18 protein-coding genes are annotated in these 17,874 nt (G+C 67.4%); 14 read left to right on the top strand and 4 right to left on the bottom strand.

The annotated features are described in order from the left end of the window. The first annotated feature begins 64 nt into the window (after positions 1–64). The 4 genes from gmhB (at position 65) to ACOYR3_RS20355 (ending at position 3,082) form a co-directional block, all read left to right on the top strand. Entirely contained in the window at positions 65–679 is a 615-nt protein-coding gene (gmhB, locus tag ACOYR3_RS20370; RefSeq protein WP_422844116.1) for a D-glycero-beta-D-manno-heptose 1,7-bisphosphate 7-phosphatase, read from the top strand. A gap of 53 nt (positions 680–732) precedes the next feature. Further along, on the top strand, positions 733–1,518 hold the full coding sequence (locus ACOYR3_RS20365) for a lysophospholipid acyltransferase family protein (RefSeq protein ID WP_422844115.1): 786 nt from the start codon (positions 733–735) through the stop codon (positions 1,516–1,518). Positions 1,519–1,560: 42 nt separating this feature from the next. Next, complete coding sequence (locus tag ACOYR3_RS20360; protein WP_422846628.1) at positions 1,561–2,556, top strand: M48 family metallopeptidase; 996 nt, start codon at positions 1,561–1,563, stop codon at positions 2,554–2,556. 103 nt (positions 2,557–2,659) lie between these two features. After that, on the top strand, positions 2,660–3,082 hold the full coding sequence (locus ACOYR3_RS20355; protein WP_422844114.1) for a rhodanese-like domain-containing protein: 423 nt from the start codon (positions 2,660–2,662) through the stop codon (positions 3,080–3,082). Between the two features lie 200 nt (positions 3,083–3,282). On the opposite strand, the gene lysM is transcribed toward ACOYR3_RS20355, so the two are convergent. Next, complete coding sequence (lysM, locus tag ACOYR3_RS20350) at positions 3,283–3,768, bottom strand: peptidoglycan-binding protein LysM (RefSeq protein ID WP_422844113.1); 486 nt, start codon at positions 3,766–3,768, stop codon at positions 3,283–3,285. Between the two features lie 163 nt (positions 3,769–3,931). On the opposite strand from lysM, the gene ACOYR3_RS20345 reads away from it, so the two are divergent. Continuing rightward, entirely contained in the window at positions 3,932–4,699 is a 768-nt protein-coding gene (locus ACOYR3_RS20345; RefSeq protein WP_422844112.1) for a type III pantothenate kinase, read from the top strand. Positions 4,700–4,732: 33 nt separating this feature from the next. Here ACOYR3_RS20345 and ACOYR3_RS20340 read toward each other — a convergent pair whose 3' ends face one another. The 3 genes from ACOYR3_RS20340 to ACOYR3_RS20330 all read right to left on the bottom strand — a co-directional run bounded on the left by ACOYR3_RS20340 (position 4,733) and on the right by ACOYR3_RS20330 (position 7,041). Further along, positions 4,733–5,509 (bottom strand): hypothetical protein, encoded by a 777-nt coding sequence (locus ACOYR3_RS20340; RefSeq protein ID WP_422844111.1) that lies wholly within the window; start codon positions 5,507–5,509, stop codon positions 4,733–4,735. Positions 5,510–5,563: 54 nt separating this feature from the next. After that, positions 5,564–6,232, bottom strand: a complete 669-nt coding sequence (locus ACOYR3_RS20335; RefSeq protein WP_422844110.1) for a TetR/AcrR family transcriptional regulator — start codon at positions 6,230–6,232, stop codon at positions 5,564–5,566. Positions 6,233–6,453: 221 nt separating this feature from the next. Continuing rightward, on the bottom strand, positions 6,454–7,041 hold the full coding sequence (locus ACOYR3_RS20330; RefSeq protein WP_422844109.1) for a phasin family protein: 588 nt from the start codon (positions 7,039–7,041) through the stop codon (positions 6,454–6,456). A gap of 222 nt (positions 7,042–7,263) precedes the next feature. Between ACOYR3_RS20330 and ACOYR3_RS20325 the strand changes: the two genes are divergently transcribed. From ACOYR3_RS20325 to ACOYR3_RS20285, 9 genes are all read left to right on the top strand, one after another. Then, entirely contained in the window at positions 7,264–9,249 is a 1,986-nt protein-coding gene (locus ACOYR3_RS20325; RefSeq protein ID WP_422844108.1) for an SDR family oxidoreductase, read from the top strand. Positions 9,250–9,359: 110 nt separating this feature from the next. Continuing rightward, positions 9,360–10,463 (top strand): dTDP-glucose 4,6-dehydratase, encoded by a 1,104-nt coding sequence (rfbB, locus tag ACOYR3_RS20320; protein WP_422844107.1) that lies wholly within the window; start codon positions 9,360–9,362, stop codon positions 10,461–10,463. Continuing rightward, the gene (gene rfbD, locus ACOYR3_RS20315; protein WP_422844106.1) at positions 10,460–11,350 is read left to right on the top strand and encodes a dTDP-4-dehydrorhamnose reductase; all 891 of its coding nucleotides are present in this window, start codon (positions 10,460–10,462) and stop codon (positions 11,348–11,350) included. Before rfbB ends, rfbD begins: the two co-directional genes overlap by 4 nt. A gap of 16 nt (positions 11,351–11,366) precedes the next feature. Next, entirely contained in the window at positions 11,367–12,251 is an 885-nt protein-coding gene (gene rfbA / locus ACOYR3_RS20310; protein ID WP_422844105.1) for a glucose-1-phosphate thymidylyltransferase RfbA, read from the top strand. Between the two features lie 11 nt (positions 12,252–12,262). Further along, positions 12,263–12,808 carry a dTDP-4-dehydrorhamnose 3,5-epimerase gene (rfbC, locus tag ACOYR3_RS20305; protein WP_422844104.1) on the top strand — a complete coding sequence of 182 codons (546 nt, stop codon included), beginning with the start codon at positions 12,263–12,265 and terminating at the stop codon, positions 12,806–12,808. After that, positions 12,805–13,986 carry a DUF1972 domain-containing protein gene (locus tag ACOYR3_RS20300; protein ID WP_422844103.1) on the top strand — a complete coding sequence of 394 codons (1,182 nt, stop codon included), beginning with the start codon at positions 12,805–12,807 and terminating at the stop codon, positions 13,984–13,986. The genes rfbC and ACOYR3_RS20300 overlap by 4 nt, the downstream gene beginning before the upstream one ends. After that, positions 13,983–14,924: a glycosyltransferase family 2 protein gene (locus ACOYR3_RS20295; RefSeq protein ID WP_422844102.1), complete on the top strand. Its 942-nt coding sequence runs from the start codon at positions 13,983–13,985 to the stop codon at positions 14,922–14,924. The genes ACOYR3_RS20300 and ACOYR3_RS20295 overlap by 4 nt, the downstream gene beginning before the upstream one ends. 44 nt (positions 14,925–14,968) lie before the next feature. Next, positions 14,969–16,657: a GspE/PulE family protein gene (locus ACOYR3_RS20290; protein ID WP_422844101.1), complete on the top strand. Its 1,689-nt coding sequence runs from the start codon at positions 14,969–14,971 to the stop codon at positions 16,655–16,657. A 19-nt stretch (positions 16,658–16,676) separates the two neighbouring features. Then, positions 16,677–17,858, top strand: a complete 1,182-nt coding sequence (locus tag ACOYR3_RS20285) for a type II secretion system F family protein (protein ID WP_422844100.1) — start codon at positions 16,677–16,679, stop codon at positions 17,856–17,858. The last annotated feature ends 16 nt before the right edge of the window (positions 17,859–17,874 follow it).

Here is a 17,874-nt window from a genome sequence, read left to right as displayed (position 1 = left end):
GAGCCCGGCCTCTGGCACCGCGCCGGCGCCTTCTGCTAGTCTGGCGGCTGCACAAGGGACCTCCATGAAACTCGCCATTCTCGACCGCGACGGCACCCTCAATCCGCTGGGCGACGGCTACGTCACGTCGCCCGAGGAGTGGACGGCCATGGCCGGCGCCCTGGAGGCCATCGCCCGGCTGAACCACGCGGGCTGGCATGTGGTGGTGGCCACCAACCAGCCGGGCCTGGGCCGGGGGCTGTTCGACGTGATGGCGCTCAACGCCATCCATGCCAAGATGCACCGGCAGGTGGCGGCACTGGGCGGGCGCATCGATGCGGTGTTCTATTGCCCCCACGCGGCTGACGAGGAATGCGCCTGCCGCAAGCCGGCGCCCGGCCTGCTGGAGCAGATCAGCGACCGCTACGGCGTGGAGCGCCAGGAGGTGCAGGTGGTGGGCAGCTGCGCCGCGCACCTGCAGGCCGGCGCCGCGCTGGGCGCGCAGTTGCACCTGGTGTGCACCGGCCCGTCCGCCCACCTGCACCCCGGCATGCCGCTGCCGGCCGACATGCCGCCCGGCACGCGGGTGCATGCCAGCCTGGGCGACTTCGTGGACCAGCTGCTGCCCGCCGCCGCACCGCCGCTGGCGGCCACCCCGCTGCCGCCGCTGGCGGGCGGCATTTCTCTGGATGCTATTTAATTGATAGCTGCTCGCGCTTGCTGAATAAGCGTTGGCGGCCCAAAAGACTCACAATGGCCTTTCTTCGCTCCGTCATTCACATGCTCTGGATGGGCATCACCGTCGTGCCCTATGCGCTGACCATCATGCTGGGAACGCTGCTGGGGGTGCGCGGCATGCCGCTGTACCGCATCGCCCGGGCCTGGCTGTCGCTGTGCATCAGCAGCGCGCGCGTTCTCCTGGGCATCCGGGTCGAGATCACGGGTATGGAACACCTGCCCCAGGGCGAAACGGCGGGGGCGGTGCTGCTGGTCAAGCACCAGTCCACGTTCGAGACCTTCCTGATGCCGTCGATCATGCCGCACCCGCTGGCCTACGTGTTCAAGAAGGAGCTGCTGTACGTGCCCTTCTTCGGCTGGGCCATCGGCCGGCTGGACATGATCCACATCGACCGCGGCCAGGGTTCCCAGGCGTTTCGCAAGGTGGTGCAGCAGGGCCGCGACCTGCTGGCCAAGGGCGTGTGGGTCATCATGTTCCCCGAGGGCACCCGCATTGCGCGCGGCCAGAAGGGCCAGTACAAGACGGGCGGCACGCGCCTGGCCATCGCCACGGGCGTTCCGGTGGTGCCGATTGCCGTCACCTCCGCCAAGGTGTGGCCGCGCAAGGCATTCGTGAAGCGGCCGGGCGTGGTGGACGTCTCCATCGGCAAGCCGATTCCCAGCGTGGGCCGCCACGCGGACGAACTGATGCAAGAGGTGGAGGCCTGGATCGAAGCCGAGATGCGCCGCCTGGACCCCGGCGCCTATCCCGAGGCCGCGGCGCAGCCCCCGGCTCCGGCCCCTTCGGACGCGGACCACTGACCGCCGCGAACGCGCACCGCCATGGCAGGCAAGGGGCTGGACGTGCACAAGCTGGTGCAACTGGCGCTGGACTTTTTCGACCCGCCCGCGGCCGCACCGCAGCCCGCGCGGGCAGAGGTTTTTGCACCAGATAAACCTCCAGCGCCCGCCAATTCTGCGCAAGGCGCTCCTGAAAATATAGCAACTGCGCCGCTGCCTCCGGCGCCGCCGGCGGTTCCCTTGCCGTCATTGCTGGCGCCTGCCGAGTTTCGCCACCCCCGTGCCAACCGCGAGGTGCTGCTGGGCGAGGCCGTCGTGGCCTATGCGTTGCAGCGCGCGCGGCGGCGCAGCATCGGCTTTACCGTGGGCCCGGACGGGTTGTCGGTGCGCGCCCCCAGCTGGGTCACGCTGTCGGGCGTGGACGCTGCGCTGCGCGAGAAATCCGGCTGGATCCTGCGCAAGCTCTCCGAAGCGCGCGAGCGCCAGCAGCGCGTGGAGGGCGGGCGCATCGAATGGGCCGACGGCGCCGAGCTGCCCTACCTGGGCGCGCCCCTGCGCGTGGTGCTGGACCCGAGCCACGGGTTCAGCGGCAAGGGCGGGGCGCTGCTGCCCGCGGCCGGCCCGGCGGGGCAGGGCGAGGGTGGCAGCAGCGGCAGCACCGGCAGCACTGCGCTGTGCCTGCACATCGGCCTGCCGCGCAGCGCCGGCCCCGCGCAGATCCGCGACGCGGTGCAGGCCTGGCTGATGCGCGATGCGCGCCGCCACTTCACCGCACGGCTGGAGCACTTTGCGCCGCTGCTGGGCGTGCGCTGGACCAGCCTGCGCCTGTCCAACGCCAACACCCGCTGGGGCAGCGCCAAGGCCGACGGCTCCATCCGCCTGAACTGGCGCCTGCTGCACTACCCGCCCGCCATCATCGACTACGTGGTGGCCCACGAACTGGCCCACCTGCGCGTCATGGACCACAGCCCGCGCTTCTGGGACACGGTGGCCACCGTGGTGCCGGACTACGCGGCGCTGCGCGACCACCTGCGCGACGAGCCCGCGCCTTTATGGTGAGGCTCCTTGTGCGCCGACCGCGGCCCCCCCTGTGCCGCCGCCGGCCCAGGACGCGCTGCATGAAACGCTGTGACGAAAGAAACCCCGTGAAAGGACAGAACCCATGGCAACGACGCTCTCTTCCGTTTCCCCCGCCGATGGCTATGCCGGCGACGTGACGCCCCAGCAAGCGTGGCAATGGGTGCAGGCCGGCCAGGCCGTGCTGGTGGACGTGCGCAGCGATGCCGAGCGCGAGTGGGTGGGCCAGGTGCCCGGTGCCGCTGCCGTGGCCTGGAAGCAGTGGCCCGGCATGGCGATGAACGCGGACTTCGACGCGCAGATCCGCGCGGCCGTGCCCGCCGGCACGCCTGCCGTGCTGTTGTGCCGCAGCGGCGTGCGCTCCATTGCGGCCGCCCGCCGCGCCACCGAACTGGGCATCACGGCGTACAACATCCTGGAAGGCTTTGAGGGCGATGCCGATCCGCAAGGCCAGCGCGGCAAGCGTGGGGGCTGGCGCTTCCATGGCCTGCCCTGGAAGCAAAACTGAGGTTATCCCCTGAGCGGCCGGGCCGCTGCCGCGTCTTCCTGAATCGCTGGGGCGATCCCTCGCCGCGAGGGGGCGCCCTCGCCAGGCATCCCGGGCGCAGTGGGCGCCGGTTCCTGATTTTTTTTGCTATGAGTAAAAGAGCTGCCAGCGCTTGTTGTGCAAGCGCTGGCAGCTCTTTTGGCTTCAAAGCCCGGAGTGGACTACGCCAGCGGCGGGATGCGGAGCTTCTGGCCGGGGTAAATCTTATCGGGATGGGTGAGCATGGGCTTGTTGGCCTCGAAGATCACGGGGTACTTGTTGGCGTCGCCATAGAACTTCTTGGCAATGGCGCTGAGCGTGTCGCCGCGCACCACGTCGTGGTACTGGGCTTCGGGCTCGGGGTTGGTCACGCTCATCTGGTTGTCCACGCTGGTCACGCTGGCCACGTTGCCGCAGCACAGGGTGACTTTTTCCTTCACGGCTTGCGTGGGGGCGGTGCCCTGCACCGTGACCTTGCCCTGGCTGCCGTCGAAGGCGACCTGCACGCCGGTGGCGCCCAGGTTCTGCGATGCGATGTAGGTCTCGATGGCCCGTGCGGCCGTGGTGTTGAGTTCATCCTGCGAGGGCGCTGCGGCCGTTGCCGCCTGGGCGTCCTTGCCGCCGAACAGTTTTTCGCCGGCTTCCTTGATGAAACTGAAAAGACCCATGGGGAACCTCCTGGAGTTGCTGAAACAGGGAAGGCCACTGTAGCGGCAATGCCTGGCGCGGTGGTGTCGGACGGAGGCGCGAGACGTTTTTTCACATTCCTGCGTCCGCGTGCTGACGCCAGCGCGCCAGGGGCTGCAGGGCAAAACTCGGGATAATCCGGCCATGACTTTTCTGGCCATCGACGTCGGCAACACCCGTCTCAAATGGGCTCTGTACGACGGTCCCCGCCCCGGAGCCGCGCTGCTGGCGCACGGCGCCGAGTTCCTGGACCACATTGACCGCCTGAGTGAGAGCAGCTGGGCGAGCCTGCCGCACCCTGCGCGCATGCTGGGCTGCGTGGTGGCCGGCGATGCGGTCAAGCGCCGCGTGGAAGAGCAGATGGAGCTGTGGGACATCACGCCCTCGTGGGTGGTCTCGTCCCCGGAGGAGGCGGGCCTGGTCAATGGCTACGACCACCCCTCGCGCCTGGGCTCGGACCGCTGGGTGGCCATGATCGGCGCGCGCCACCACGTCCTCGCCCGCGGCCCCGCGCGGCCCCTGGTGGTGGTGATGGTGGGCACGGCCGTGACGGTGGAGTGCATCGACGCGGAGGGCCGCTTCCTGGGCGGCCTCATCCTTCCCGGCCACGGCATCATGCTGCGGGCGCTGGAGTCCGGCACCGCCGGGCTGCACGTGCCCACGGGCGAGGTGCGCCTGTTCCCCACCAACACCAGCGATGCGCTGACCAGCGGCGGCACCTACGCCATTGCCGGCGCGGTGGAGCGCATGTTCCAGCACCTGCGCCAGCACTGCGGCGAAGACCCGGCCTGCGTGATGACCGGCGGCGCCGGCTGGAAGATGGCCCCCAGCATGACACGCCCGTTCGAGCTGGTGGACAACCTGATCTTTGACGGCCTGCTGGAGATCGCCGCGCGTCGGTTCGGGGGCTGAGGGCCGCAGGGGACGTCCTTACAGGGGACGTCCTTACTCCTCTTCCAGTTCCGCCCGCGCCATTTCCACGTCCAGGCGCTCCATGGCATCCATGGGCTCGCAGGCTGCGGCCTTTTCGTACAGCGCCGTGGCCTCCTTCATTTTCTTGTCGCCCTCCAGCATGACCAGGGCATTGGCGTACTCGATCATGCCGATGGCCGAGCCGGGGTTGAGCTTGAGCGCTTCCTGGAACAGCTTGAGCCCCACGTCCTTCTTGGCGCCATAGGTCATGCCGCCGATCAGCGCGCCCACCTTGTCGATCACCTCGGCGTGGAAGGCGCCCAGCGCGATGCGCGCGTCGGCATGCTGGGGCGACAGCGCAATGGCCTTTTCCAGCGACTCCTTGACCTTGCCGCCCAGGCCTTGCGCCAGCGCCTTGGCCACGCTGATGCCCTGGCTGTAGCGGCCCAGCGCGTAGGCCCGCCAGTACCAGGCATTGGCGTTGCCGGGCTCGCTGGCGGCCTGCGCCTCGGCCCGCTCGGCCACCTGCAGGAACAGGTCCAGCCGCGTTTTTTCCTTGGGTTCGAGGTAATTGGCGTAGATGGCCGTGGCCTTGTTCGCCACGGTGATGCCCGCACCGCCGGCGGCCAGCCCGGCGGCGGCGGCCTGTTCAAAGTCGCCGTTGTGAAACAGCGCCCACGCCTGCAGCACGGCTGCGTCCTTGGGGCAGGGCTCGGCATCGCCGCCATGCAGCCGGGCCCAGTGCTTCTTGGCACTGGCGGCGGTGAAGCTGTAGTCGCCGGCGTGGGGAAAAAGGGTCCATTGGGCCATGGTGTGTCTCCGATAGATTTCTTTTGGGGTGTGGCGGGCGCAGCGGACCGGGGCTCACCCCCCGGGCGGGGCGGGGGTGTAGGCGCCCACCAGTTCCAGCAAATGGGCCCGCTGGCTGCCTTCCAGGTAGGGCACCAGCAGGTTCAGCACATGGTGCGCGCCCCGCAGCAGCGCGGCCTGGGCGCTCTCGGGCTCCAGCGCGCGGCGCGGATCGCGCACGTACTCGAAGCTCAGCCAGTAGGTCAGCACCACCACCATGCTGGTCGCGGTGGCCTCCTGGTCGCGCAGGTCCATGTGCAGCGCGCCGGCACGGCCCATGCCGTCCAGCAGGGCCCGCACGGCGCGGGTCTTGTTCTTCAGGATGGCCTGGAAGTGCGTCTCCAGCCGCCGGTTCTTGGACAGCAGGTCGTTCAGGTCGCGGTACAGAAAGCGGTACTGCCAGATCAGCTCGAAGAGCGTGTGCAGGAAGAACCAGGCGTCCTCCACATTGCGCACGCCGTCGCTGGCGGCCAGCAGTTCGGTGAGGGCGCTTTCGTAGCGATCAAACAGCGCGTTGATCAGCTCGTCCTTGGCCGGGTAGTGGTAGTACAGGTTGCCGGGGCTGATGCGCAGCTCGGCGGAGATGAGGGTGGTGGAGACGTTGGGCTCGCCGAACCGGTTGAACAAGTCCAGCGTCACTTCCAGTATGCGTTCTGCGGTGCGGCGTGGCGCTTTCTTCACCATGGGTGCGGACCCCTTCGCTTCAATGGTTATTCTGGTCTCCGGGGGTTACTCTAACCCACGCGCAAATGCTGCACTGCCGCAAAGCGGAGCGGGCGCTGCCCCTGTGCCACGCAGGGCCGCCGCGCCGGCGCTGCGCAAAAAAGGCCCGGACACCGGAGGTGTGCGGGCCGCGGGGCGGGCGCTGCGCGCTGCGGGGCAGCGCAGTGCCTCTCGTATCTCTGTCAGTTCGCGCTGCCGGCGCCCGCGTCACCGGAGGAGCGTGCGGGGGCCTTCTTTGCAGCAGCCTTCTTGGCGGCTGGCTTGACGGCCGCGGCGGCTTTGGCCGGTGCTGCTTTCTTGGCGGGCGCCTTTTTGGCGGCAGCAGACTTGGCCCCGGGCTTTGCCGCGGCCGTCTTGGTGGCAGCGGGCTTTGGCCCCTTGCTCAGGGCATCCACCCGTGCGGTCAGGGCCTGCAGGTCGCGCGCCGAGGGCACGCCGAGTTTCGACAACGCTTTGGCCACGCGGTCTTCAAAGATGTTCTCCAGCTTGTCCCACTGGCCCTGGGCCCGCGAGCCGATGTCGTTGGCCATGCTGGTCACGCGGCTGGTGGCCTCGGTGATCTTTTCTTCGGCGGCGGCCTGGGTCTTGCGCTGGATGGTGAGGCCTTCCTTCACCAGGGCCTCGAACACCTTGCCGCCTTCTTCCTGGGCCTTGGAGAAAGCCCCCAGGCCGGCCAGCCAGATCTGCTGTGCGGAGTCCTTGACGGTACTGGAGAGTTGGGCGTTGCTCTTTTTGTTGTCGGCACTGAGTTTCTGCAGTTTCTTGACCATAAGGCCTCCGGTTGTACGGGTGGTTGAAAGTGCCGGGGTGCACGCCCCGGGCGCATGGCCTGCACTGTACGACGCAGGGTGCGGCGGGTGTAGGCGCAGGGTTCTAAAAACCTAGAGCGTACCGTCTATGCAGCGGCTTGACCACCGGCGCGCGGCGCGGGTTTGTGCTGAATCGGGGCCCCGGGGCCTTGGGCAAGAATGCCCGTTCTCAGAGGAGTCGTCATGCAGTATTTCGTCACGGGTGCTACGGGGTTCATCGGCAAGCGGCTGGTCAAGAAGCTGCTGGAGCGCAAGGGGGCGGTGGTGCACTTCCTCATCCGCCAGGAGAGCGCCGACAAGGTGGCCGGCCTGCGCAGCTACTGGGGCGTGGGCGCTGCGCGCGCGGTGCCCGTGTATGGCGACCTGACGGCCAAGAAGCTGGGCGTGTCCGCGCAGGACATCAAGGCGCTCAAGGGCCAGGTGGACCACTTCTTCCACCTGGCTGCCGTGTACGACCTGGCCGCCGACGAGGAAACGCAGGTGGCCGTGAACATCGAGGGCACGCGCAACACGGTGGACCTGGCCCGGGCCATTGACGCCGGCCACTTCCACCACGTGTCGTCCATCGCGGCCGCGGGCCTCTACGAGGGGGTCTTCCGCGAAGACATGTTCGATGAGGCCGAGGGCCTGGACCACCCGTACTTCCAGACCAAGCACGAGAGCGAAAAGATCGTGCGCCAGGACTGCAAGGTGCCCTGGACGGTGTACCGCCCCGCCATGGTGGTGGGCGACAGCCAGACCGGCGAGATGGACAAGATCGACGGCCCGTACTACTTCTTCAAGCTCATCCAGCGCATGCGCGAGCTGCTGCCGCCATGGATGCCCACGGTGGGCCTGGAGGGCGGGCGCGTGAACATCGTGCCCGTGGACTTCGTGGTCAACGCCCTCAACGCCATCAGCCACCAGAAGGACATCGCCAAGAAGTGCTACCACCTGGTGGACCCGGTGGGCTACCGGGTGGGCGATGTGCTGGACATCTTCAGCCGTGCCGCCCATGCGCCGCGCATGAACCTGTTTGTGAATGCCGCACTGCTCGGCTTCATCCCCAAGGGGTTGAAACGAAGCCTGATGGCGCTGGCGCCGGTGCGGCGCGTGCGCAATGCGGTGATGAAGGACCTGGGCCTGCCCGAGGACATGCTCACGTTCGTCAACTACCCCACGCGCTTCGATTGCCGCGAAACCACGGCGGCGCTCAAGGGCTCGGGCGTGGCCTGCCCCAACCTCAAGGATTACGCCTGGCGGCTGTGGGACTACTGGGAGCGCCACCTGGACCCCGAGCTGTTCATCGACCGCACGCTCAAGGGCACGGTGGCGGGCAAGGTGGTGCTGGTGACGGGCGGTTCGTCCGGCATCGGCCTGGCCGCGGCCCACAAGTTTGCCGAGGCGGGCGCCACCACCCTGATCTGCGGGCGCGACCAGGACAAGCTCGACGAGGCCTGCGCCGAGGCCCGGGCCCGAGGCTATGCGTTCATTGCCTATTCCGCCGACATTGCCGACATGGCCGACTGCGACCGTTTCGTGCAGCTGCTCATCGACAACCACGGCGGCGTGGATTTCCTGATCAACAACGCGGGCCGCTCCATCCGCCGGGCCATCGAGTCGAGCTACGACCGCTTCCACGACTACGAGCGCACCATGCAGCTGAACTACTTTGGCTGCCTGCGCGTGACCATGGGCCTGTTGCCCGGCATGGCGGAAAAGCGCAAGGGCCACGTGGTGAACATCAGCTCCATCGGCGTGCTGACCAACGCGCCGCGCTTCTCGGCCTATGTGGCCAGCAAGGCGGCGCTGGACGCCTGGACGCGCTGCGCCTCCAGCGAGTTTGCGGACCAGGGAATCACCTTCACCACCATCAACATGCCGCTGGTGCGCACGCCCATGATCGCGCCCACCAAGATCTACAACAACGTGCCCACCCTCAGCCCCGAGGAGGCGGCCGACATGATCGCCCAGGCCTGCATCTTCAAGCCGGTGCGCATCGCCACCCGGCTGGGCATCACCGGCCAGCTGCTGCACGCGCTGGTGCCGCGCGTGGCGCAGATCACCATGAACACCAGCTTCCGCATGTTCCCGGACTCGTCCGCCGCCAAGGGCGGCAAGGACGCCAAGCCCCAGCTCTCCGCCGAAGCGGTGGCCCTGCAGCAGATGATGCGCGGCATCCACTTCTGATCGGCGCCGGTTCCCCGGGGCGGCTCGGGGTTGAACTCTGTTACCGGGCGGCTGGGCGGGGTGGGATAATCCCTGGTTCTGCCGAGCTGGCATTACACACAGCCCTCCCTATGATTCTGGTTACTGGCGGCGCGGGTTTCATTGGCGCCAACTTCGTTCTTGACTGGCTTGCCGCCTCCGGCGAGCCGGTGGTCAATCTGGACAAGCTCACCTACGCGGGCAACCTGCACAATCTGGACAGCCTCCAGGGCGACGCACGGCATCTGTTCGTGCAGGGCGACATTGGCGACGCGGCCCTGGTGTCGCGCCTGCTGGCCGAGCACCAGCCCCGCGCGGTGGTCAACTTCGCCGCCGAATCGCATGTGGACCGCTCCATCCACGGGCCGGAGGACTTCATCCAGACCAACATCGTGGGGTCCTTCCGCCTGCTGGAGGCCGTGCGCGGCTATTGGACTTCGCTGGCGCCCGAGGCGCGCGCCGCCTTCCGCTTCCTGCATGTATCCACCGACGAGGTGTATGGCTCGCTGGAGCCGGCCGAACCCGCCTTTGCCGAGACCCGCGGCTACGAGCCCAACAGCCCCTACAGCGCTAGCAAGGCCGCCAGCGACCACCTGGTGCGCGCCTGGCATCACACCTACGGCCTGCCGGTGCTCACCACCAACTGCAGCAACAACTACGGGCCTTACCACTTCCCCGAGAAGCTGATCCCGCTGATGATCGTCAACGCCCTGGCCGGCAAGCCGCTGCCCGTGTACGGCGACGGCATGCAGGTGCGCGACTGGCTGTACGTGAAGGACCACTGCAGCGCCATCCGCCGCGTGCTGGAGGCCGGCCGGCCCGGCCAGACCTACAACGTGGGCGGCTGGAATGAAAAGCCCAACATCGAGATCGTGAACATGGTCTGTGGCCTGCTGGACGAGCTGCGCCCCCGTGCGGACGGCCAGAGCTACAAGACCCAGATCACCTATGTGAAGGACCGCCCGGGCCACGACCGCCGCTACGCCATCGACGCGCGCAAGATCGAGCGGGAACTGGGCTGGAAGCCCGCCGAAACCTTCGACACCGGCATCCGCAAGACGGTGCAGTGGTACCTGGAGAACGCAGAGTGGGTGGCCAGCGTGCAGACGGGTGCCTACCGCGAATGGGTGCAGACCCAGTACGCGCCGGAAGCCTCCGGCGCTGCCACTGCCACGGCTGTGGGCGCTGGCGCATGAAGATCCTGCTGTTCGGCAAGGGCGGGCAGGTCGGCTGGGAACTGCAGCGCAGCCTGGCGGTGCTGGGCGAGGTCACGGCCCTGGACCACGATAGTGCCGAACACTGCGGCGACTTTGCCAACCCGGCGGGCGTGGCCGACACCGTGCGCGCATTGCGCCCGGACGTCATCGTCAATGCAGCGGCCCACACGGCCGTGGACAAGGCCGAAAGCGAACCGGAATACGCGCGCACGCTCAATGCCACCGCCCCCGGCGCCATCGCGCACGAGGCCGCGCGGCTGGGCGCCTGGCTGGTGCACTACAGCACCGACTACGTTTTCGACGGCAGCGGCACCCGCCCCTGGGTGGAGACGGATACGCCGGCGCCCTTGAGCGTGTACGGACGCACCAAGCTGGAAGGCGAGCAGCTCATCGCCCAGGCCGGCGGGCGCCACCTGATCCTGCGCACCAGCTGGGTCTATGCCGCACGCGGCGGCAACTTCGCCAAGACCATGCTGCGGCTGGCGCAGGAGCGCGAGCGCCTGACAGTCATCGACGACCAGTGGGGGGCGCCCACGGGCGCGGACCTGCTGGCCGACGTGACGGCCCACGCGCTGCGCCACCTGCAACAGCGTCCGGAGGACGCGGGCCTGTACCACTGCGTCGCCGCGGGCGAGACGCACTGGAATGCCTATGCAAAATTCGTTCTGGAGCAGGCGCAGAAAGCGCAGCCAGCTATCAAAATGAAAGCAACCGAGGTGGCGCCGGTGCCCACGAGCGCGTTTCCGACACCCGCCGTGCGGCCCCACAACTCGCGCCTGGACACCCGCAAGCTGCAGGCCACCTTCGGCCTGCAGATGCCGCATTGGCGCCAGGGCGTGGCGCGCATGCTCGCGGAAATTCTCTGAACCCCACCCACAGACCATGACGCAACGCAAAGGCATCATCCTGGCCGGAGGCTCCGGCACCCGGCTGCACCCCGCCACGCTGGCCATCAGCAAGCAACTGCTGCCGGTGTACGACAAGCCCATGATCTACTACCCGCTGAGCACGCTGATGCTCGCGGGCATCCGCGACATTCTCATCATCAGCACCCCGCAGGACACGCCCCGGTTCACCCAGTTGCTGGGCGATGGCAGCCAGTGGGGGCTGAACCTGCAGTACGCGGTGCAGCCCAGCCCGGACGGTCTGGCGCAGGCCTTCCTCATCGGCGAGTCGTTTTTGAACGGCGCGCCCAGTGCCCTGGTGCTGGGGGACAACATCTTCTACGGCCACGACTTCCATGAGCTGCTGGGCAACGCGGACCAGCGCACGGCCGGTGCCACGGTGTTCGCCTACCACGTGCACGATCCCGAGCGCTACGGCGTGGCCGAATTCGACACCCAGGGCAGGGTGCTGTCGCTGGAGGAAAAGCCGGCGCAGCCCAAGAGCAGCTATGCCGTCACCGGCCTGTATTTCTACGACGACCAGGTGGTGCAGCTGGCCAAGGGGCTCAAGCCCTCGCCCCGGGGCGAGCTGGAGATCACCGACCTCAACCGCCTGTATCTGGACCAGGGGCAGCTGGCGGTGGAGATCATGGGCCGTGGCTACGCATGGCTGGACACCGGCACGCACGAAAGCCTGCTGGAAGCCAGCCAGTTCATCGCCACGCTGGAACACCGCCAGGGCCTGAAGATTGCCTGCCCCGAAGAAATTGCCTGGCGCTCGCGCTGGATCGACAGCGCCCAGCTGGAGCGGCTGGCCCAGCCGCTCGCCAAGAACGGGTATGGCCAGTACCTTCAGCGCCTGCTGAACGACAAAGTCTATTGATCTCCTTCTTCATGCACGCCATCCCGCAATCCATTCCAGACGTTTTCCTCATCGAGCCCAAGGTGTTCGGGGACAGCCGCGGCTTCTTCTACGAAAGCTTCAACCAGCAAGCGTTCCAGGAGGCCACGGGCGTGCGCTGCGACTTCGTGCAGGACAACCACAGCCGCAGCAGCCAGGGCGTGCTGCGCGGCCTGCACTACCAGCTGCCGCCCAAGGCCCAGGGCAAGCTCGTGCGCGTGGTGCGCGGCGCTGTGTTCGACGTGGCGGTGGACATCCGCAGGGGCTCTCCCACGTTCGGCCAATGGGTGGGGGCCCTGCTGACGGAAGACAACCACCGCCAGCTGTGGGTGCCACCCGGCCTGGCGCACGGCTTCCTCGTGCTTTCGGAATCTGCCGATTTCCTCTACAAGACCACCGACTACTACAGCCCGGCCCATGAGCGCTGCATCCGCTGGGACGACCCGCAGCTGGCGATTGCCTGGCCGGCGGTGGAGGCGCCGATCCAGCTGTCCGCCAAGGACCAGGCAGGGCGCTTGCTGGCCGAGGCAGATCTTTGACATCCTGCACGTCTGAAACGGGGTTGCAGGGAGCGGCGGGACGGCCGGCTGCGCTGCGCGTCGCCATCCTGGGGACCAAGGGCATTCCGGCCAGCTACGGCGGGTTTGAAACCTTTGCCGAGCAGCTCTCCACGCGGCTGGTGGCTCGCGGCCACCAGGTGACCGTCTATGCCGAGGCGGACGGCCCGCCGCCCGCAGACCAGTTTCACGAGGGCGTGCGGGTGCGCTACCGGCGCCGCCCGCACTGGGGCCCCGCATCCGTGCTGGCCTACGACTGCGCCAGTCTGTGGGATGCACGCCGCGGCTACGACCTGGTCTACATGCTGGGCTACGGGGCGGCCTGGGCGTGCTGGTGGCCGCGCCTGTTTGGCACGCCGGTGTGGATCAATGTGGATGGCCTGGAGTGGGCGCGCAGCAAGTGGGGGCGGGGCGCACGCGCCTACCTGCGCTGCATGGAGTGGCTGTCCACCAAGACCGCGACGCGCCTCATTGCCGACGCCGAAGCCATCGCGCAGCGCGTGCGGTCCGTCTACCCCCGGTCTGCGCCCACCAGCTTCATCGCCTACGGTGCGCAGGAAGTCCGCGCGCAGGACGTGGATCCTCGGGCGCTGTCCGCGTGGGGGCTGGAGCCCGGCGGCTACCTGCTGGTGGTGGCCCGGCCCGAGCCTGAGAACCATGTGCTGGAGATCATTCAGGGTTACCTGCTCCACGCCGGCGCGCTGCCCCTGGTCATCGTGGGCAGCGTGACCGACGCCACCCCGTACCAGCGCCAGCTGAAGTCGCTGGCCAGCGAGCGGGTGCGGTTCGTCGGCGGCGTGTACGACGCACAGCGGCTGCAGAGCCTGCGCGTGCATGCCGCGGCCTACCTGCACGGCCACTCCGTGGGGGGCACCAACCCCTCGCTGCTGGAGGCGCTGGCGTGCGGCAGCCTGGTCATTGCCCACGACAACCCCTTCAATCGCGAAGTGGCGCAGGGCGTGGCCGACTATTTCGGCACGCCCGCGGAGCTGGCTGTGTGCCTGCAGCGGCTGCAAGCCCGCTCGCAAGACGACATCACGCGGCTCAGCCAGGCCGCGCGGGACCTCATTGCGCGCCGTTACACCTGGGACGGTGTGACGTCGGCCTATGAAGCACTGATGCGCGACGAGTGCGCCGGCCGCGCACGGGAGGCTGCATGAGCGACGTCATCCTGGCGCCGGTCGCGTCCTCCGGGAGCACGCGCATCTTTGCGGTAGTTGTTACCTTTCGTTGCGAACTGGACCGCCTGGTGGCGCAGTTCGAGCGGCTGTTGCGCCAGGTCGATCACATTGTCTGGGTGGACAACGGGTCAGGGGTGGACCTGCGGCCCTGGCTGCGGCAATGGCCCGCGGACCGCGTGCACCCGCTGTGGCTGGCACAGAACCACGGCATCGGGTACGCGCAGAACCGTGGCATCGAATGGGCGCTGGAGCAGGGCGCCACCCATGTGCTGCTGATGGACCACGACAGCCTGCCGGCGCCGGACATGGTGGGCCTGTTGATGGACGCGCTGCGCGACCATCCCGATGCCGCGGCCGTGGGGCCGCGCTATGCGGACCCGCGCCGCCAGTCCGACCGCACGCCCTTCTTCCGCATGGAAGGCTGGTCCCTGCGCTGGCTCGACTGCAACGACCCGGCCCGGGTGTGGGAGGTGGACCACGTCATTGCCTCGGGCTGCCTGATGCCCGCCCCCGCCCTGCGGCAGGTGGGCCTGCTCCGGGAGGATTACTTCATCGACTGGGTCGATGTCGAATGGTGCTTGCGTGCCCGGGACCAGGGCTTCAAAATCTACGGCGTGTGTGCCGCGACCCTGGAGCACCGGCTGGGTGATCAGGTGGCCTGGGTGCTGGGGCGCGAGGTTCCCTTGCATGCGCCATGGCGGCATTACTATCAGTCCCGCAACGTCGTTCTGATGCTGCGGTCGACCCGCGCCAATTTCCCGACCAAACTGCACCACGCAGTCCAGCAGCTCAAGCGGCTGGTGGTCTTTTCCGTGTTCGTGCCCGGGCGCGGGAAGTATTTCAAGATGTGGATGAAAGGCCTGCTCCACGGTGTGCTGGGCAAGCGCGGCACCCAGGTCCGGCCGGGTTCCGTGTAAACCAAGGACAATCCAGGTGCAAACATGCTGAAGGCAACGAATTGATGGAAGAACAGGACCAGCCCCGGAAACTGGGCGAAATGCTGCTGTCGGACGCGAAGCTCTCGCGCAACGATCTGGAGCGGGCGCTGGAGGTCCAGCGCTCCATGGGAGGGCGCCTGGGCCGGCTGTTGATCAGCCTGGGGCTGGTGTCCGAGGTCGATGTGTATGCCGCGTTGTCCCGCCAGGCGGGCCTTCCCCTGGTGCGCCAGGACGCGTTCCCCAAGGAAAAGCCCCCCACCGCCCGGCTGAACACCAGCTTTCTGCTGGCCAACAACCTCTTGCCGCTGGGCGAAGCCGAGGACGCCGAGGCCCTGCCGGACTTTGCCTCGGTGGACCCCCGCAGCCCGGCCCTGCGCGATGCGCTGCGGCTGGTGTTTGGCCAGGTCCCAAACCTGTATTTCGGCCTGGAATCCGAAATCTCCAGCCAGCTCAACGCCTGGTATGTCCAGGAGTCGGAGCCCGAAGGCGATGCGGTCGCGGACCAGTTCGAGGCCACGGAATTCATCGAGCACCTGCGGGACATGGCGTCCGAGGCGCCCATCATCCAGCGCGTGAGCCAGATCCTCTCGCAGGCCGTGGCGGCCCAGGCTTCGGACATCCACATCGAAACCTACGAAGAAAAGTCGGTGGTCCGCATCCGGGTGGACGGTGAGCTCTACCCCATCGACGAGATCGACAACAAGGACGCTCCCGCCGTCGTCTCCCGGATCAAGATCCTCTCGCAGCTGGACATCGCCGAGCGCCGCATGCCCCAGGACGGGCGCACCAAGCTGCGCGTGCACGGCAAGGAAATGGACTCCCGGGTGTCCACCATTCCCACCATGTTTGGCGAATCGGTGGTCATGCGTTTGCTGGAGAAGAATTTCGACCTGCTTTCGCTGGAGAGCCTGCACTTCACGCCGCCGACGCTGAAGACGATGCGGCAGCTTCTCAGCGTGCCGCACGGGATTTTTCTGGTCACCGGCCCCACCGGTTCGGGCAAGTCCACCACCTTGTATGCGTCCATGCAGGAACTGGAGGGCGAGAACCTCAAGATCCTGACGGTGGAAGACCCGGTGGAATACCGGCTGCAATGGCTGAACCAGGTGCAGGTGCAGCCCCAGATCGGCCTGACCTTCGCCAAGGTGCTGCGCTCCTTCCTGCGCCAGGACCCGGACGTCATCATGATCGGGGAAATGCGCGACGGCGAAACCGCCGAAATCGCGGTGCAGGCGGCGCTGACCGGCCACTTGGTCATGTCCACGCTGCACACCAACAGCGCGCTGGGCGCCATCGTCCGGTTGATCAACATGGGCGTGGAACCGTACCTGATCACGGCGTCGGTCATCGGCGTGCTGGCCCAACGCCTGGTGCGCAAGCTGTGCGAGGAATGCAAGGTGCCACTGCAGCCGGACCCGGCGCATGCCGCCGCTGCATCGCTGGGGCTGCCACTGCCCGAAGGGCAGGTGATCTACCGCGCCGTGGGTTGCCCGGCTTGTCGCGGGACGGGTTACCGGGGCCGGCTTGCCGTCCATGAATTGCTGGTCATGACGGAAGATGTAAAGAAGGTGGTGCTTGAACGGGGCTCATCCCTGGGCAGCGGCGACGGTGCCTATGCAGGAGGGAACTTGTTGCAGGATGGCGCCACCAAGGTTTTCCAGGGTTTGACCACGGCCGAAGAAGTGCTGCGCGTTGCGCGTCAACATGATTGAATTCCGATACGAAGGTGTGATGTCCGATGGCAAAGCCTGCCAGGGGACGGTGCGCGCCGCGAACGTGGAAACCGCGCGGCTGCGGCTGATCGGGCAGGGCGTGACGCCCGTGCGGATCACCGACGACTCTGCTGGCGCCACCCAGGCCGAGCCCCAGCGGCGCAGTGCCAAGCTCAAGCGCAGCGACATCCTTCTGTTCAGCCGCGAGATGGCCCACCTGAAGCAGGCCAACATGCCGCTGGACAAGGCGCTGGCCATGCTCAAGGAGACCGCGGACACCGAGCGCCTGAAGGCCTTCATCACGAAGGTGGAAGAGGGCGTGCGCGGAGGCAAGTCCCTCTACCAGTCCCTGCTGCCGTTCGAGCAGGACCTGGGCCGGCAATACCTGGTGCTGATACGCGCCGGCGAGACCTCGGGCTCGCTCCATGTGGTCTTGAAGGAGCTGACGGTCCAGCTCGAGGCCGAGGACAAGCTGCGCAACTACGTCATCTCGTCCATGACCTACCCGGTCATTCTGCTGATCGTCGCCGTGTTGTCCGTGACGCTGCTTCTGGCGTTTGTGGTGCCCCAGTTCCGCGAGATCTTTGACTCCATGGGTGACAAGCTGCCGTACTCCACCCGGATGGTGGTCAACCTCAGCGACACCATCCGCTTGCATTGGATGGCGATCCTCCTGGGCCTGACGGTGGTGCTGTTCCTGGGCTCGCGCTGGGCTGCGACACCGGCCGGGCGGCTGCGGCTGGATGGGACGCTGCTGGGCCTGCCCTTGCTGGGCAAGGTGCTCAGCAATCTGCAATTCGCCATCTACTTTCGTACCTTCGGTATCCTGCTGCAGCGGGGCGTGCCAATGGTCGATGCATTGCGCATTGCCATCGATACGCTGACCAACACCGCGCTGCGCAAGGATATCGAGCCGCTGGTGGGCATCGTGAAGGCGGGCAAGCGGCTGTCTTCCGGGTTTGCATCGCCGTATCTGGGCAAGTCCAGCACGCCGCAGCTCATTCGCGTGGCGGAAGAGACGGGCCAGCTCGACATCACGCTGCTCGGCCTTGCCGACCGCTATGAAGAGGAGGGCCGGCGTACCATGGGCCGTGTGCTGGCTGCCATGGAGCCGCTGATCATCATTGTGCTGGGCGCCCTGGTGGCGTTCATCATCATTGCAATTCTGGGCGGCGTGCTGTCCATTAATGAGACGATTTGATTTTGGATGTTCGGAG

Source organism: Acidovorax sp. M2(2025) (assembly GCF_049330835.1).
Taxonomy (GTDB): domain Bacteria; phylum Pseudomonadota; class Gammaproteobacteria; order Burkholderiales; family Burkholderiaceae_C; genus Acidovorax.
This window is presented reverse-complemented; position numbering and strand designations above follow the sequence as displayed.

Bases quoted from the DNA above. Each gene is read 5' to 3' on its own strand.
- ACOYR3_RS20355 (WP_422844114.1), top strand. From the start codon at position 2,660: ATGGCAACGACGCTCTCTTCCGTTTCCCCCGCCGATGGCTATGCCGGC.
- ACOYR3_RS20335 (WP_422844110.1), bottom strand. From the start codon at position 6,232: ATGGTGAAGAAAGCGCCACGCCGCACCGCAGAACGCATACTGGAAGTG.
- rfbD (WP_422844106.1), top strand. From the start codon at position 10,460: ATGAAGATCCTGCTGTTCGGCAAGGGCGGGCAGGTCGGCTGGGAACTG.
- ACOYR3_RS20340 (WP_422844111.1), bottom strand. From the start codon at position 5,509: ATGGCCCAATGGACCCTTTTTCCCCACGCCGGCGACTACAGCTTCACC.
- rfbC (WP_422844104.1), top strand. From the start codon at position 12,263: ATGCACGCCATCCCGCAATCCATTCCAGACGTTTTCCTCATCGAGCCC.
- ACOYR3_RS20290 (WP_422844101.1), top strand. From the start codon at position 14,969: ATGGAAGAACAGGACCAGCCCCGGAAACTGGGCGAAATGCTGCTGTCG.
- ACOYR3_RS20345 (WP_422844112.1), top strand. From the start codon at position 3,932: ATGACTTTTCTGGCCATCGACGTCGGCAACACCCGTCTCAAATGGGCT.
- rfbA (WP_422844105.1), top strand. From the start codon at position 11,367: ATGACGCAACGCAAAGGCATCATCCTGGCCGGAGGCTCCGGCACCCGG.
- ACOYR3_RS20325 (WP_422844108.1), top strand. From the start codon at position 7,264: ATGCAGTATTTCGTCACGGGTGCTACGGGGTTCATCGGCAAGCGGCTG.
- ACOYR3_RS20330 (WP_422844109.1), bottom strand. From the start codon at position 7,041: ATGGTCAAGAAACTGCAGAAACTCAGTGCCGACAACAAAAAGAGCAAC.
- ACOYR3_RS20285 (WP_422844100.1), top strand. From the start codon at position 16,677: ATGTCCGATGGCAAAGCCTGCCAGGGGACGGTGCGCGCCGCGAACGTG.
- rfbB (WP_422844107.1), top strand. From the start codon at position 9,360: ATGATTCTGGTTACTGGCGGCGCGGGTTTCATTGGCGCCAACTTCGTT.
- ACOYR3_RS20295 (WP_422844102.1), top strand. From the start codon at position 13,983: ATGAGCGACGTCATCCTGGCGCCGGTCGCGTCCTCCGGGAGCACGCGC.
- ACOYR3_RS20365 (WP_422844115.1), top strand. From the start codon at position 733: ATGGCCTTTCTTCGCTCCGTCATTCACATGCTCTGGATGGGCATCACC.
- lysM (WP_422844113.1), bottom strand. From the start codon at position 3,768: ATGGGTCTTTTCAGTTTCATCAAGGAAGCCGGCGAAAAACTGTTCGGC.
- gmhB (WP_422844116.1), top strand. From the start codon at position 65: ATGAAACTCGCCATTCTCGACCGCGACGGCACCCTCAATCCGCTGGGC.